Here is a 13,790-nt window from a genome sequence, read left to right on the forward strand (position 1 = left end):
ATATTATATAATATAGCATCTAAACTAATCGCCATTACTATATATCATAGGATTTAAATCCATTATTTCACCTCCTATCTATCTTACATATGAGTTTATCTTTACCTTTCCTGATAATGTTTTATTTGTTAGATTAATAATTGTAACTATATATTTACTACCTCTATAAGCTTTTACTTTTAATGTTGAGTCTGAAGCAAATCTTTCATCATAGATAATTTTCCCATCTTCTTCAATAATTACTGAATAATCAACTCCCCCCGAACAAGACATACTTCTTAATCTAACTGTAAATCCATCATGAACTGGACCAAACCAAGTGTCCATGTTGAATTTATAACTAGTATTATCGAATCTACCGAGGCTTATCTCTTCGTCTATACTTGCTGATCTAAGTCCTGTACTTGATACTTCTCCTAATTCTAACTTTTGATACTCTTCATCACTTATTATTTGAACCCTATCTCCAAATTCCGAGTTAATATTAGTGACTATTTCACCTTTTGTATCAATCCTATCTTGATTTAGGTCGGTCACATTGGCAAATACCGGTAAACAAAATGTAAACGCAAACATAAAAACCATCAAACCTGCAAGTGTCTTTTTCCATTTTTTCATAATAAGCATCCTTTCTTTATTTGGGTTTAAATTTAAAACAAAATTATTTGTATTGCTTTTTATTTCTAATAACTTTAGCATTGACATGCAATATTCTTTTCTATTTTTTATTGTGTCGCCTAATTGTTGAACCACTAGCTTATCGCAATTTATTTCTATATCTTGGTCTATATATTTTAAGCTTAGCCATAAGATTGGATTGTACCAATATAGGCAGGCTACAATATTTACCAGGTGGTTAAGTAGGATATGAAATTTCTTTATATGCATCAGTTCATGGATCAAAACATGGTCTAGTAATTTCTCATCAGCTAAGATATGATCTTGTAGGATTATCTTTGGTTTTAAAATTCCAAAGGTAAGGGGAGTTTTTAAATTGTTATTTATATAAATCTCTACTTTTCTTTTCAATCCAAATTCACTTATTTTTTCCTTGCACAGGCTGTTTTCAGTTAGGGCTGAGCCTTTCATAACTTTATGGAATTTATAAATTTTTATTCCTAGGTAAGTAAAAATCAAAATCGAACCTATTAGTCGGTTTAGTTTAAAAAATATATAGCCTAGTTTATTTACTAACCAGCATAAGCAAGAATTAAAAAGATTTGTTAAACCTAGCAAATATGATAGGATACCATTTTCCTTGTCACAATCTATTCCTATCATAAGTTCATAGGGACTTACTAAATAGATTAATAATACTATCCACAAAATAGTACTTGCTGACCTAAAGGTTTTTTTATTTAAGATTGGTCTAACTAAGAGAATTAGAACTAGTAAGTAAAGACTTTTTATAGATTTTTCTAGAGTAATTACCCTAACTAGACTTATTGCCATCCTTGTCTTCCTCTTGGTCCTCTTCGTCAAAGCTAGCTATTAATTTTTTCATCTCTTCTATTTCTTCTTTTGTAACTTTTTCATTTTGCAAAAACGTCTTACACATATTTAGAAGTGATCCTTTAAAAAGTTTATGAAAGGCTTCTTTTTGCTTATTCAAAAGAGCATCCTCTCTTGATACAAGGACTCGAATTGTATATTTAGGATATCTCCTAGCTATCGCTCCTTTTTCTACTAATCTTCCAAAAAAGGTGTAGCAAGAGGTTTTACTTATATCGTACTTTTCCATCAATATTTTTGATAAGGCAAGAGCTTGGATTTCTCCATTTTCATCTAATACATCACCTTTCCACAGCTCTTCCATTACCAGTAGTTCACCATCTGAAAATTCCAACTATATTACCTCCTATATAAATTACATTTTCATTTGCTTTTTCATTTTTATATCTTTAATTATTTTCACTTTGAGTATATCATAATTTTAAAAAATAGTCAAGTGTTTTTGACTATTTAAATAATATTTTTTGTATTTTTAATATATCTCTGTTGAGTTTAAATCTCTTTTTCAAATGTATCTTCAAAACTAATAATATCATTAGGGGTGCAAGATAAAGCCTTACATATTCTTTCTAAATTCTTAAATGTAATTGGTTTATCCTTGCCCATTTGTGCCATAACATTTGTTGTAAGTTCTGCCATAGCTATTACATCTGTTTTCTTTAGTCCTTTTTTGCTAACTGTATCCATAATGGTTTATAGTTAAGTGCCATAATATCCCTCTTTTTCTCTATCCATTAATTTCTTCTCCTTAATCTATAAATTTCAATTAAAAAAGCTACTGAACATATATTTCAATCGCTAAATGTCTTATATATAAATTGTTTTAAGCGGAACTTCATATCCTTACCATTTTTACCTCCTTCAAATTGTTGGATATAAAAAGCAGCAAATCATATTAGACTTACTGCTTTCTCAATTTCAAATAAACAAATCCTTTTATTTTTTTATAACTATATCTTTTGCACCCGATGGTAAAGGCTTATATCCAGCAAATCCTGGATAGCCTGGATAACCCGGATAACCTGGATAGCCTGGATTGCCTCTATAAGGATGATTTGTAAAATAATAAATTCTATCCCTATCTACAATAGTTCCTAAATAATCTCCTTTCATTGAAACAACTTCATTATCTCCCCACGGAAGCCATCCTATCAATTTTCCATTTTTGTCCCAAATAAATTTATTAACTTTGAAACAGATCCATTCTCCAGATGAATTGAATAAATAATCAACCAATGTTTTTCCTCCTCTTTCTTAATTTATATCATATATATCATACCCTAAATATCCTTGTATTTAGGGTCTACTTCGCCCTCCCTTTTTGCTTTAAATACTATTCCACATCAAACAAGTTTTCATTATCATAATCTTACAACAACTTGTAATTCTTATATTTTGTAACATCAAATTTATCAGATAAGAAAGGTCTTACTCCACAAGCAAGTTCAAGCACCTCCATATCTTTATTCAAATGAGGACTAAGATATTCACAAACTTTATCATAAACTTCTTTATCTTTTTTCATATAAGGGGCATACTACTTAGAAAATTTATCCCAAAATTTTTTGTTGCTTTTATCAATCATTTCAACGCTCCTTTAAATATAAAAATGATCCTATCAATCTTTATATTGAGCCTATTTTCTAATTAATACCTTGCAAGAAAGGAATAATAGCTGTTCCTATACCGAGCATGAATGTCTTAAATGCTGAGAGTCATAGGCAGTCTTCCTTTCTATTCAATCATTTTGAAGTGTCTCAAGGCATCCATGATGGCTTCTTCTTTTTCAGGTGTACACTGTGGAATAATTTGTTTCTCCTTTTTAGACTTGTTGTAATGTTCTCGTAATTCTATTCCACATTTCCTTTTTATCTGTGCAATATATAATGTTGAAACTTTTAATTGAAATTTATTCCAAACATATTCTTTGATTTGAGCATATGTTGCTTTGCTCTCCGCACTTGTCAAATCCATCTCATCCAGTTCAATTTCAACACTTATGTGCTTATCGACATCGAGTTTGGACAAAAGTGCTACCGTCTCAACCCCTATGGTTATGGGGAACATATCCACGCTCGTAGATGGAAACATATCAAAGATTGGCTCTCGTTTGTAGGAACATATCGACTGTAATTATTTCATTTTCAAGCCTTTATCGATAGCTTCCTGAATAATCTTATGACAACAAACTCCCAACGGATTGTTTTCTTTACAATTAGAATTTTTCATTGCCCCAGTGATGGCATTTACTTCTTTTACGGATTTCGCGCCATGCTTTACAACTGCTTCAATTACCTGATTTTCTGTGACTTCGCTACAATAACAAGCATACTTAGGATCTGCATCTTTCTTAAACCAGATAGGAACTCTAACTTGGTCTTTCAAGAATTTTATTTCATTATCTAAGTTATAGTAAACAACGTCGCAGTCCTCGTTCATGCAAATCTTATATTGATCTCCGTTAACAGCATTACGATAATCATCTACCACTAGATGTTCAACAGTTACTTTACTAACGGAAATCCCTTCATTATTACATACAGGACAATTGTCTTTAATTTGATCCGGCTTTTCTGTTTTGCATCCACAACAACATTCATTATTAATCTTCATATTCTTAGCCTCCATATTTTCATTATAATTTCTTTTTTAAACTAGGTAAAACCAATTTCATATACTTGTCATTTATTAATAGCGTCAAACATTTTAGCTGGTGTTAATTTACTTAGCTCCCTGTTGTCAGCCAACGCACGTGTAGCTTTTTTGTGTATAAACACATCAGCGTCATGTTACCCATTGCTCGGCATTCTTCTAATGAACCCAAATACATGGAATGGCAACCCTTTTTTAGACAATTTATAACCGAACATTATCAAGCTTGAAAGTTTCTTTAGATTATAAAATATATTCTCAGACAATCAAGGGTAAAGGCTTCGCCCAAATTTCGTTGAAATTTGCCCTTGACAGTCTGTTCATATATTTTATTTAATTTATGAAACTTCCAGAGCTTTTTATTCTGCTTTTCTATATTCTACTGGTGTTTTATATCCTAAGGATCCATGAATTCTTAGGTTATTATACCAATATACGTATTCTGCTAATTTTAGATTAAGTTCTTGGAAATTAGTAAAGTTCTCCTGATATATGAATTCTGTCTTCATTACTTTATTGACTGCTTCGCTTACTGCGTTATCATATGGGCTTCCTTTTTTACTTAGCGATCTTTTTATCCCAAATACCTTTAATATTTCTTCTATTTTTATATTTTTAAATTCTCTTCCTCTGTCTGTGTGAAATATTTTTATACGATTTAGTGGCTGCCTTATTGAGTAAAATGCTTCTGCTACTAGATTTGCATCTTTGTTTTTACCTGATGAGTATCCTATTATTTCACGGCTGTTTAAGTCTATTATTAAACATATATAATTCCATGTTTTTCCTACTCTTACATATGTTAGGTCGCTTACTATTGCTTCTAAATAGTCTCTATTGTCAAATTATCTATTTAAAAGGTTAGGGATGTCTTCTTCGTTGCATTTGGATCTTATTACTTTATATTGTGCTACTGTATAGTTTGAGACTAGGCCATTTTTCTTCATTATTCGGCCTATTTTTCTTCTCGATATTTTATATCCAATTTTCCCTAGTTTTTTTTTATTTTGCGTGTTCCATAGTTGTTTCTTCTTCTTCTGAATATTTCTTTTATTTCTTCTATTAGTTTTTCATCTTCATCTAATTTCACATCTTTTTCTTTGTTCAAATGATAATAGACTAAACTTCTTGTGACCCCAAGTAGTCTACACATTGCACTAATGCTATATTTATCTCGGTTCGAGATAATGAGGTCTATTTTTTGCCTAACAGTAGTGCAGCTTGCTTTAAAATATCATTCTCCATTTCAACCTGTTTCAATTTTTTACGAAGTCTGATTATCTCTTTTTGTTTCGCATCCACATTATCAAAATGGTTACTCTAAGCAGCACACCAACTATTTATTTTTTGAGTTTTAAACTTTGGTAGAAGTCTTGAACTCTTTATATTTACATAACTATTTGCCTCTATCATTATTATGACACGAAACCCTGCACAATGATCTAAAATTTTCAATTCTAACAAGTCTTTTTCAGTATTTTTAACTTCATAAAAACCTCTTTGGCAATAATGCCTAATTCTTCTTTAGTTGTTAAAATTTTTTATTTTACCATCATCGTTCCCCTGATTTTCAATTAATCTTCTTAGGTTATATAAGAAGTACATATCTTTTTAATCTTAAAGTTTTTAAGTCTTAATTTTAAAATTTTCAATCTTAGATATTATTTAAATCATTCCAAAATGCTCTAAAGCATCTTCGATTGCTTTTTCTTTTTCTTCTGGGCAATTTGGCACTCTTTGATTTTCTTTCTTACTAAAATTATAATTTTCTCTCTCTATTAGACCATGTTTCCTTTTTATTTGTGCAATATATAGGCTTGAAACTTTTAGTCCGTATTTATCTAACACATACTTTTTAATTTCTCCATAAGTTGCGTCTTTTGAAAAGTCAATTTCAGATAATTCATCTTCCCCTATTTCTATATCTAAATGATGTTCTGTATTTAGTTTGGACAACAGAGCTACCGTCTCCACATGAGCAGTTTCTGGAAATAGATTTACTAATGATATTTTTTCTACTTTATAAACTTCCTTTAAGGACTTTAAATCTCTTGCTTGTGTTGCTGGATTGCAAGATATATAAACTATTCTCTCCACTGGATTTTCTTTTAAAAAGTTTACTAATTTTTCATCTAGCCCTTTTCTTGGTGGATCTACTATTATTTTATTTGGCGATATTCTTTCTTCATGCCAAAGTCTTTCTATTATATCCTCTGCTGCACCTTTTGCAAACCTTGCTTCTATTTTATTGTTATCTGCATTTTTACGAGCATTTTCTACGGCACTTTCTACTATTTCTATTCCTATTACTTCTGCACCCTTTTTGGCAACTGAAAGTGAAATTGAGCCAACTCCACAATATAAATCAAAAATTTTATCATCTTCTTTTATTTCTAAATATTCAATTGCTTTCTCATAAAGTTTTTCTGTTGCACTTCTATTTATTTGAAAGAAAGATTGTGGTGAAACTTTGTAATTTAAATCTAATATTTTTTCTTCAATATAGTTTTCTCCATAAATTTTTTCAAATTCCCTTGAATAATGTTTATCGCTTGAGTTGTAATTTAAATATATTGACTTTACTCCAGAGTCTATCAAATTTGATAAAATAGACTTTATTTCTATCTTTCCTTTTTTTGAAACTAATATTAAAAGAACTTCATCTTTATAATTGGTCCTTATCCCAATCCCCTTTAATTCTTTTAAATTTTTATAATTTTTCATTATTCTTAGAGCTTCATTTGCAGATTCTTTTTGCATAATGCAGTCGTCTATTTCAACTATATTTTTTGAATTTTTTTCGTATAGACCGATAATTCCATCTTTTACTTGAAATTGCATATTATTTCTATAATGAATTTTTTCATCTGAATCTATTACTTCATCTACTTTTAAATCAAGGCCTGCAATTTTTTTTAAATTCTTATTTACATTTCTTTTTTTCCAATTGAGTTCACTTTCGTCTTTATAGGTTAAAAAATCACAACCTCCACACTTTTTAAAATAAGGACAGGGGCTACTTACTCTGTCCTTTGATTTTTTTATAATTTTTAAAATTTTTCCTTTATAAAAGTTTTTCTTTTTCTTCGTAATAATAAATTCAACTTCATCGCCAATTACTCCTCCATTTAAAAATACTGGAACTCCATTTATTTTTGCTATCCCAAGTCCTTTGAAATCAAAATCTGTAATCTTAGATCTGTATTTATTTTCTTCCATGCTTTAACTCTATCTTTGTATCATAAATGTTTATAATTCTATTTTTATATAAGTTTCCAACAGCTCTTTTATAAGCCTTTTTGCTAAGTCCTGTCAAATCTTTTATAAGTTCTTTGTCAGATTTATCCCCTATTTCTAGAACTCCACCATTTTCTTCTAAAAGTTCAAGAATTAAATCACTGTCTGCATCAATTTGTTTATATGCCTTTTGTCTAAGAGTTAGTGTAATAAATCCTGTTTGTAATATTCTTTGAACTCTAGCTTCTACTTCATCACCTATTTTATAGATTCCCTTTAATTCCTCTTTTGGTATCATTCCGTCATATTCATTTTCAATTGCAACAAAAGCTCCTTTATCTCCAATGCTATATATAGTACCCTTTACTATATCATTTATTTTATAATTTTCATTTGTTTTTAGTTTATTTTTTATATTCATAGTAAGAGCTAACCTGTCACTTTTGTCGTGATAAAGGTATAAAAGATATTCATTTCCAACAGTAAGTCTTCCGTAGCTTTCTTTAAATGGAAGAAATATATCCTTGCCAATACCATTGTCCACAAAGTATCCTACTTTTGCTTTATCAACTACTTTTAATTTTCTTAAATCTCCAACCTCTGCGTATGGCTTTTTTAATGTCGCTTCAAATTCATCGTGAATATTGTACACAAAAGCCTCGACTTCTTCTCCTACTTTTAATTTTTCTCCTTCACTTTTACTTAGTCTAACTCCATTCTTTTCTTCATCTTCTAAAAATATTATGCCATCTTTTTTAGATGCAACTTTTAATTTTTGTACTTTTCCTAATTCCATGTTTTCTCCTCAATTATTTTTTTACCAATATCAGTAGTTTCTTCATACAAATCGTCGATTATTCCATAATCTATATTTTTTAAAACATCTATGCCATAATAAATAAAACAGGGACATTTTAATAAATTTAAAAATATTTCGTATGCTTTTTTGACTTCTACTAAATTATAATATTTAGTAAGAAGTATTCCAAATTTTACACACTCTTCAACATTAGAATCGCGCATAAGTAATATAGAAAGCCCTACCAATTGTGACTCATCAAACTCTATCTTTTGAAGTAAATAAGTTAAAAAATTCCTTTCAGATTCGATTGCCCTATTATTTTCAAAAAATTTTTCAAATTCGTCAATTGCTTCTTTTTTATTTACATAGTAATCATCAACAGCCTTGTTAATCTCTTTTGTATTAATGTAATTTATTTTTAGATTGCCTTTTGCAATAGAAAGTTCATAACTTCCATCACTTAGTTTGATTTCACTACTTTCATTTAAATTAAAATTATTTTCTATCAAAACTTTATAAATAGACTTTTTCTTTCTAAATCTCTTTAATATTTTCATATAGCTATTCTATCACAGAATTAATTTTTTTTATATTGTACAAAAAAATAAGAGCCTAAGCCCTTATTAATCTTCATCATTCTCATCACTTTCATTTCCCGTTCCAACTACAACTATTTTATCTTTTGGAACATAATAAGATTTAGAAATTTGTTTTTTATCAATTACTTTACCATCTTTTAAGATTTCTTTATAAGTTTTATATGAATAGCCCTTGCTTCCACTTTGTTTCACAATTGATTCTCCATCTGAAATATCATCAGAATAAATTGTATTTACATCAGGAATTATTGTTTCTAAAAGTTCTGGAATAATTTTTACTTCATAATCTCTATCTTTTCCATTTCCCAAAACTTTAAAGTCAAGTTTTTCTCCATTAGCTTGGGATAATATTACTATGGGATTATTTGTATTATTTTTAAATTTTAAATCTTTATAACCACTTGCTACGGCAGCATCAGTCCCCAAATCAACATAACTTATAGGCCTAGAATGATTGTGCCTTTCAATTATTTCTAAATCAGATAAGATAAGAGAGTTGTAAAGAGTTGTCGAAACTTGACAAATTCCACCACCAATTCCGCTCTCATATTCACCACCAACAATTACAGTTGCACTTTTAAAACCATTTTCAGCAGTGATTTCTCCAACTACATCATTAAAAGAAATTTCATCCCCTGGACTTAATTTTAAATTATTAAATTTTGAAGCTGCAAGTTTAATATTATCTTTTCTATTTTTTATAGATCCAGAATAATCAGTTTCAAAATCCCCCAAAAGTTTATCTATACCATTATAATAACTTGATGTAATATTTGGGTTGCTATCATAAACAGGAAGCTCAATTTTTTCTTCCTTCAACATATCTAAATTAATTAATTTTTTTGTTTCATCTAAATCCAAATATCTTCCAATTTCTGATTTCTTTACAGTTACAGTTTTGTCTTCATTTATTATTATCTTTGCATCTACTGGCCTTTTATATATTTTTTCAGAAAGATCTTCAACGACTTTATCTCTTTTTGAAATATTTATATTAGTATCAGCAATAATATTTTTTTTAACAATACTACTTTTTATAATCTTAAAATAATTTGAAAATAAATTATCTCCTCTTCCATAAGAATAAGCTTCATTAACTGCCTTATTTAAATCAAGATTATACCCGAAATTCTTTAGAGGAATACAAAAGTTTTCTTCTCCAACATAAAAATCAATATTTTTATTATTTATAATGACATCCGTTTCTTTTTTTACTTTTGACAAAGCTTCTTTTTTTGATAAATTAGAAACATCAATATTTTCTATTTTTACACCCTTATGAATATTAGGATTTACATACTCCTTTGTAAAGTAAATTATGGATAAAAATATTATCATCAATATGACAGAAATTGTTATTAAAAATTTTTTATCTATATCAAATAATTTTGTATTAAAATTTTCCACTTTATTAAACTTCCTCATTATAATATCTACAAATCTTATTAATACTACACATTTCACAATTTGGATTTCTAGCAGTGCAACATCTTCTTCCATGAAAAATAAATAAATGATGCGCTTTAGTCCACCTATTTTTATCAATCTTATTTTGAAGAGCTTTTTCGGTATTTTCTACATTTTTTTCACTTACAAATCCAATTCTATTAGTGACTCTAAAAACATGAGTATCAACAGCAATAGCTGGAACTCCAAAAGCAGTTGATGCAACAACATTTGCAGTTTTTTTTCCAACTCCTGGAAGAGTCATTAATTCTTTAATAGTTTTTGGAACCTGTCCATTAAATTCTTCTATAATCACTTTTGATGAAGCTTTAATATTCTTTGCCTTGTTCCTATACAATCCACATTCTCTTATAAGATTTTCTAAAGTTTCTATATTCATATTGGCAAAATCACTAGGTTTATTATATTTTTTAAAAATCTCATTTGTAACTTTGTTTACCCTTACATCAGTACATTGAGCAGATAAAATTGTTGAAACTAAAAGCTCAAAAGGACTCTTATGAACAAGTTCACAATGCGCATCGGGATAAGTTTTTTCTAAAATATCTAAACATTTATCTGCTTCATCATGAGTTAATAAATTTTTCATTATTCACCATCTTATAAAATTTCTTTTTCAATATTTAAAATTTCAATTTCTTCAAAGTTATCTATAAAATTTATTACTTTTTCTAAAGTTCTATCCACAACTTTTTTGTCATTTGACACAGTTGTAAATCCTATAACAGATTTTTGCCACTTGTTATTTTCAGACACTTCAGCAATTGAAATATTAAATTTATTTTTTGACTTTTCAATAATACTTTTTAAAATAGTTCTCTTATCTTTTAGAGAACTTGCTCCGTAAATAAATATCTCTAAAGTACATATTCCTATTATCATAATAATTATTATAACATGAATATATAATTCTTTATATTTTAATTTGAATTTTGAACTTATAGAATTTAAATTATTTTTACACTATAAAATATTAATTTTACTTAATTAAATGGAATTTAATCTAATTATATGATATATTTTAATCGCGGTAATTGCCGCAAATAAAATATTTTAGGAGGAATCATGAAAAGGATTACTTTAGTCTTAACTTTTTTTCTAGGAGTACTACTTCTAGCAGGTTGTTCCAATTCAAAGGACAAAGCAGGAGATAGTGATAAAAAAAGCGAAGAAAACACACTAAGAGTAGCGATGGCTACAGAAATTGATTCGTTAGATCCATTTAAAATGACAGCTGGTGACACTGAAACTATTATGGATCAAGTTTTTGATGGATTATTCGATGTAGACACTAAAGGGAGTTTGGTTCCTGATTTAGCAGAGAGTTATTCTGTTTCAGAAGACGGAAAAACCTATGACTTTAAGTTAAAGAAGGATGTTTACTTTCACGATGGTAAGAAATTTGGTGCTGAAGATGTTTTATATACCTACGATGCCATGGCAGGTTTGACATCAAAGGAACCTCTTTCATCAAAATTTTCAATTATTGATAAAATTGAAGTTATTGATGATTTAAATATTAGAGTTCATTTAAAGGAAAGACAAAATGGATTCATATATTTAACTTTAAGACCAATTGTTGAAAAAGATTATAAAGATAACGGAACTAAACCAATAGGAACAGGTCCTTATGAATTTGTTTCTTACACTCCAGGAGAGGGTTTAAAGCTTAAAAAGTTTGAAAACTATCACAGAAAAGATCATATAGCTCATTTTGAAAATGTTGAAGTAATAAGAATTACTGACAGACAAACTATGATAATGGCACTTAAAAATAAGGACTTAGATTTAGCTGATCGCATTTCATCAGAGGAAGCAGATGAACTTAAAGATTCTTGTAATATAGAAAGTTTTCCACAAAATCTAGTTCAAGTTATGGGTTTAAACAACAATTTTAAAGCTTTCCAAGACAAAAATGTAAGACTTGCATTAAATTATGCAATTGATAGAGATGAAATCATAAAAAGCGCCGCAGAGGGAAATGCTACAAAACTATTTTCTTCTTTTTCACCTGCTTTAAAAGAATACTTTGAAGATTTAGGAGAATATTATCCTCACGATGAAGAAAAAGCAAAAGAACTTTTAAAAGAAGCAGGTTATGAAAATGGACTTAGTTTTAAACTAACAGTTCCAAGTGATTATAAATATCACATGGACACAGCTGAACTTATCCAATCTCAACTAGAAAAAGTTGGCGTAAATGTTACTATCGATCCTATTGAATTTTCTACTTGGCTAACTAAAGTTTATAAAGATAGAGATTATGAAGCAACAGTTGTTGGATTTATAGGGTATCTTGATCCTGTTCAAATTTTAGGAAGATACACTTCTGAAAATGAAAAGAACTACATTAATTTCAAATCAAAAGATTTTGATGTTGCCATTTCTAATGCAGAAAAAGCTTCAACAAAAGAAGAAGAAATTAAAAATATTAAAGAATCACAAAAAATTTTAGCAGAAGAAGCTGCATCTGTTTTCATAGCAGATCCAGACAACAATCAAGCACTCAGAAAAGGACTTACAGGTTTAAACCAATACCCTATTCAAAAATTAAATCTTGAGGATGTAAAATTAGAAAATGAGTAAAATTTTCATTAAAAAGCTTATTTCCCTTTTTATTACACTATTTTTTGTAAGTCTAATAATTTTCTTTGTATTTCAGATTCTACCCGGAAATCCAGCAGAAATTATATTAGGAACAGAAGCGGATGAAGCTCAAGTTCTGGCTCTTGAAAAAGAGTTGGGACTTGATAAACCTATACTAGTAAGATATGGCAATTGGATAAAAGATATTTTAAGATTTAATATGGGTACTTCTTTAAAATATCAAGTTCCTGTAAAGGAGCTTTTTTTTAAGAAACTTCCTGTAACTTTATATTTAACTTTTTTTTCTTTATTTTTGTCTTTAATAATAGCAATTCCCTTGTCTATTCAAATAACTGCAAAGTCTGATAAATGGTATTCTTCTATTATTACAGCCATAACACAACTTGGAATTTCAATTCCATCTTTTTGGCTTGCTTTTCTACTTATTTATCTATTTGCTGTTAAACTTGGATGGTTTAAAACTTTATCTTATAATGCAATGAGTGGTAGCTTTTTTCAAAAATTGTATAAATTCTTCTTGCCATCTCTTGCAATAGCAATTCCAAATATTGCAACTATTATAAGATATATGCAATCTGCAATTTTAGATGAAATTAATAAAGATTATGTAAGAACTGCAAGGATGAAAGGTCTTCTTTTGAAGGATATTTTGTACAAACACGTCCTTAGAAATGCTCTAGTTCCTGTCATTACAATTATTGGCATTAGCATAACTTCCAGTGTTGGCGGAAGTTTAATAGTTGAAAATGTATTTTCACTTCCAGGAATTGGATCATTAATTGTTCAGTCGATATCATCAAGAGATTTCCCTTTAATACAATCAGTTGTTTTTGCTGTTGCTTTTATGGTAATCTTTATAAACTTAATTATAGATATACTTTATAGAATTGTAGATCCTAGGATTAGAGGTTAAT

At 28.7% G+C, this 13,790-nt stretch carries 13 protein-coding genes and 3 pseudogenes; 2 read left to right on the plus strand and 14 right to left on the minus strand.

The genetic code is table 11. The features are described 5' to 3' along the window. Positions 1-78 precede the first annotated feature (78 nt). The 14 genes and pseudogenes from BQ5450_RS02425 to BQ5450_RS02495 form a co-directional block, all read right to left on the minus strand. A complete protein-coding gene (locus BQ5450_RS02425; protein WP_071125877.1) occupies positions 79-1,452 on the minus strand; it encodes a M56 family metallopeptidase in 1,374 nt (457 codons plus the stop codon). After that, a complete protein-coding gene (locus tag BQ5450_RS02430) occupies positions 1,433-1,846 on the minus strand; it encodes a BlaI/MecI/CopY family transcriptional regulator (protein WP_071125878.1) in 414 nt (137 codons plus the stop codon). Before BQ5450_RS02430 ends, BQ5450_RS02425 begins: the two co-directional genes overlap by 20 nt. 158 nt (positions 1,847-2,004) lie before the next feature. Beyond that, a complete protein-coding gene (locus BQ5450_RS02435) occupies positions 2,005-2,199 on the minus strand; it encodes a helix-turn-helix domain-containing protein (protein WP_456107059.1) in 195 nt (64 codons plus the stop codon). Between the two features lie 249 nt (positions 2,200-2,448). Next, on the minus strand, positions 2,449-2,748 hold the full coding sequence (locus tag BQ5450_RS02440) for a hypothetical protein (protein ID WP_071125879.1): 300 nt from the start codon (positions 2,746-2,748) through the stop codon (positions 2,449-2,451). A 136-nt stretch (positions 2,749-2,884) separates the two neighbouring features. Then, positions 2,885-2,947: pseudogene (locus tag BQ5450_RS09500) on the minus strand (conjugal transfer protein); the annotation flags it as partial. Between the two features lie 299 nt (positions 2,948-3,246). Further along, positions 3,247-3,582, minus strand: a pseudogene (locus BQ5450_RS02445) (23S rRNA (uracil-5-)-methyltransferase RumA); the annotation flags it as partial. Positions 3,583-3,645: 63 nt separating this feature from the next. Further along, positions 3,646-4,125, minus strand: coding sequence for a Csac_0668 family 2Fe-2S cluster-binding (seleno)protein (locus BQ5450_RS02450; protein WP_000700631.1), 480 nt, complete (start codon positions 4,123-4,125; stop codon positions 3,646-3,648). A gap of 398 nt (positions 4,126-4,523) precedes the next feature. Continuing rightward, positions 4,524-5,472: pseudogene (locus BQ5450_RS09290) on the minus strand (IS3 family transposase); the annotation flags it as partial. Between the two features lie 357 nt (positions 5,473-5,829). After that, positions 5,830-7,383, minus strand: a complete 1,554-nt coding sequence (gene rlmD, locus BQ5450_RS02470; RefSeq protein WP_071125882.1) for a 23S rRNA (uracil(1939)-C(5))-methyltransferase RlmD — start codon at positions 7,381-7,383, stop codon at positions 5,830-5,832. Beyond that, the gene (locus BQ5450_RS02475) at positions 7,370-8,197 is read right to left on the minus strand and encodes a CvfB family protein (RefSeq protein ID WP_071125883.1); all 828 of its coding nucleotides are present in this window, start codon (positions 8,195-8,197) and stop codon (positions 7,370-7,372) included. Before BQ5450_RS02475 ends, rlmD begins: the two co-directional genes overlap by 14 nt. Then, the gene (locus tag BQ5450_RS02480) at positions 8,188-8,760 is read right to left on the minus strand and encodes a hypothetical protein (protein ID WP_071125884.1); all 573 of its coding nucleotides are present in this window, start codon (positions 8,758-8,760) and stop codon (positions 8,188-8,190) included. Before BQ5450_RS02480 ends, BQ5450_RS02475 begins: the two co-directional genes overlap by 10 nt. Before the next feature lie 66 nt (positions 8,761-8,826). Next, positions 8,827-10,209, minus strand: a complete 1,383-nt coding sequence (locus BQ5450_RS02485) for a VanW family protein (protein WP_234346987.1) — start codon at positions 10,207-10,209, stop codon at positions 8,827-8,829. A 4-nt stretch (positions 10,210-10,213) separates the two neighbouring features. Next, entirely contained in the window at positions 10,214-10,858 is a 645-nt protein-coding gene (gene nth, locus BQ5450_RS02490) for an endonuclease III (protein WP_010246993.1), read from the minus strand. Positions 10,859-10,869: 11 nt separating this feature from the next. Continuing rightward, positions 10,870-11,151, minus strand: a complete 282-nt coding sequence (locus tag BQ5450_RS02495) for a DUF503 domain-containing protein (RefSeq protein WP_071125885.1) — start codon at positions 11,149-11,151, stop codon at positions 10,870-10,872. Between the two features lie 183 nt (positions 11,152-11,334). Here BQ5450_RS02495 and BQ5450_RS02500 point away from each other — a divergent pair, with 183 nt between their 5' ends. Further along, entirely contained in the window at positions 11,335-12,855 is a 1,521-nt protein-coding gene (locus tag BQ5450_RS02500; RefSeq protein WP_071125886.1) for an ABC transporter substrate-binding protein, read from the plus strand. Continuing rightward, positions 12,848-13,789 (plus strand): ABC transporter permease, encoded by a 942-nt coding sequence (locus BQ5450_RS02505; protein ID WP_071125887.1) that lies wholly within the window; start codon positions 12,848-12,850, stop codon positions 13,787-13,789. The genes BQ5450_RS02500 and BQ5450_RS02505 overlap by 8 nt, the downstream gene beginning before the upstream one ends. The last annotated feature ends 1 nt before the right edge of the window (position 13,790 follow it).

It is taken from the genome of Peptoniphilus lacydonensis, from assembly GCF_900106515.1.
GTDB classification, from domain to species: Bacteria; Bacillota; Clostridia; order Tissierellales; family Peptoniphilaceae; genus Peptoniphilus_A; species Peptoniphilus_A lacydonensis.